Here is a 2,460-nt window from a genome sequence, read left to right on the forward strand (position 1 = left end):
ACCTAAGTGTGGTCGGTGCTCACTTCAGGTTTTTGGCACGGACGTAGCGCAGCCCCCGCAACCCCACCCCGCAGCTGAACACCCACCCCTCAACCGACGCGCTCACACACGCTTCGCCACCAGCGCCCAAGTGCCCAAGTGCCACATTTCCGACCCCCGCCGACCTACTGACCTACACGGATTGTCGGTTCACCCGTCTTCAATGCCCATGATTCCGTTGGTCGCACAATTGAGAGTTGGCCTGACGATACTCCCAACATGTGACCCCCCCCCGGTCCCGTGACCACCAGCGTCCGATTCCCGATTCAGTAATATAATCAACGGCCAAGCACGCGGGCGCTCGTCGCTCGCGCCTGGCAAACCAACCGCTCACATCGAGTTATTCGACGCTGGATGGGCCGTGGGCGAGGTAACGTGAGGCAAATCGCAGTTTTTTTAGCCGGCATGTTGATCGTGCTGACAGCGTTCCCGGTGAACGCACGCATAGGGGGCGTCTTACTCTTGGCAGTATGGTCTGCATATCGGCTTTTTTCGAAACAGGCACCGTCGGGCGACTTCGTCCACGCAGGCGGAACCGCTGCATCCACTTCGCATAAGGCTCACGAGGAGCCGACTAATTCCATGAACAGTTCGTCCGGCTCTCACGACGAAGATGAGCCGCTGGTCTCCGTTGCTGTCACAGACACTGCTGGCTTCGCCGGTCACCCCATCAAGGGGCCGGGAAGCGGCACTATGTCCGTCGCGCGCTGGATCCAACCCGGCGAAACGGTAGAGATTGGCGACATCTCGATCCCTGGAGGTTTTTTCTACCTCGGCGAGGTCCTTCGGTCGCATCCAAAATCAGTCGATGCGTGCGTAGTCGACGCCCGCGCACATGTTTCCCGCGGGTCTGCACGCGCTACCCAGGGACTGGGGTCGATCGAGCTGAGTTATGGGTCGCTGACCAGCGAGCAACGACGGACGTACCTGGAATGGCTTGGCTCCGAGCGCAAGAAGTCGGATATCAACACCGGATATCTGTTCTTCCACTTATATGCGTTCGAGCGGCGGGTACTGATAGACGGCGCAGCGGGAAAGGTAACCGACGCTGAATACCGCGATATGAGCCAGGAATTGCGTCGCCTTGAGAACATCGACGTGAACTATTCGTGGCAAAAGCACGTGCGAAACCTTCTTCAAACCATCGATTTGATGATGGGGCGAGCCACAAAGATGTATGAACAAACCGCACCAAACGGATTGCCGAGCGGTTATCAAGTCCCAATGAATGTGCGCGTTGCGTTTGGACAGGCCGCCGTGGATAAGCGTCCGGTGCCCGCTAGCTGGGCGCTCGCATGGGTAAAGCTGGACCCGATGATGATTCGCCGCGCAGCAGTGACGCGCTGTCCCGAAGAGTTCGACCGGGTCTTCATGCGTAAATACGGCGAGCGCTTCAAGAACGGCATGTTGCTGCCGGTCAATCGCACGCTACTTGACGCGAGGCCGCAGCCGGCATTCAGCGCACTGACGAATATGCCGGTACCGGGCTTTCTGATCGGGTTGCCGGATATCGCTGCGATCACCGGGCCGCGCAACAAGCTGCAATGGCTCTTGAACGAATCCGCCGCTGCGCTGGACTCGTACAGCCGTTATCTAGGCAGGAAACCAGAAGCGAAAGGGACGCTCGACGCAGCGCTCAGGCTGCCAACAGAGCTATGGCCCGAATCGACGCGTCAGGAGATCAAGTCGCTGGCGGCCGAAGTCGAACAGGGAACACGAGTCACGACCTTCGGCCAGATCCTGCTGCGTTTCAAGTCCACGGGAACCCTGACGCGCGACAACGCGGCGGCCTTCTGTGTGGCGCTTGGGCAGGCTGGCATTGCCGTTGAGCCCGATGTACGGCTCGGTGCGCGGACCCCCAAGCTTGAGGATGTAGTGGCACTGTTCCCAGCGACCCCGAGCGCAGCCGTGTCGACCGTGGACGATGCATACAACGTGTCGACGGTCATGATCGATCTCGCCGCGTCTATCGCGACGGCTGACGGCGCTGCGTCGGAAGCGACGATTTCGCTGATCGACCGGCAGATTGACGCGTGGTCTCACTTGTCGACCCAGCAGTGGGCGCGTCTCAAAGCGAGGAATCGGGTCCAGCTCGCGCATCCGGGATCCGCCGTGGGATTGAAGAAAAAGCTTGCGGCACTTTCCTCCAATGACCAGCAGGCGATCGCGGCGTTCCTGGTGCAAACCGCGAACGCAGACGGCGGGGTCTCCCGTGAAAAGGTGAAATTGCTTGAGAAGGTTTATCGCATGCTGGATATCGACGCCCAGCGGCTTTATACCGACCTGCATCAGGGCGCTGGCGGTCAATCCACGCAGCCTGCGGTTCAGCCGCGCATGATCAAGCATGAAAGTTCCGCCGTTGGAGGCTTCGTGCTCGACGCTTCCCGAATCCAGGCGCTAAAGCGGGAAACGGCTCGTGTA

At 59.8% G+C, this 2,460-nt stretch carries 1 protein-coding gene; it reads left to right on the forward strand.

Translation table 11 applies throughout. The features are described from left to right. Positions 1–621 precede the first annotated feature (621 nt). Positions 622–2,460 (forward strand): TerB N-terminal domain-containing protein (locus WCA53_RS14870; RefSeq protein ID WP_423911545.1); only part of this gene is annotated, 1,839 nt, incomplete at its 3' end.

Source organism: Caballeronia sp., assembly GCF_049581465.1.
In the GTDB taxonomy this organism is placed as follows: Bacteria; Pseudomonadota; Gammaproteobacteria; order Burkholderiales; family Burkholderiaceae; genus Caballeronia.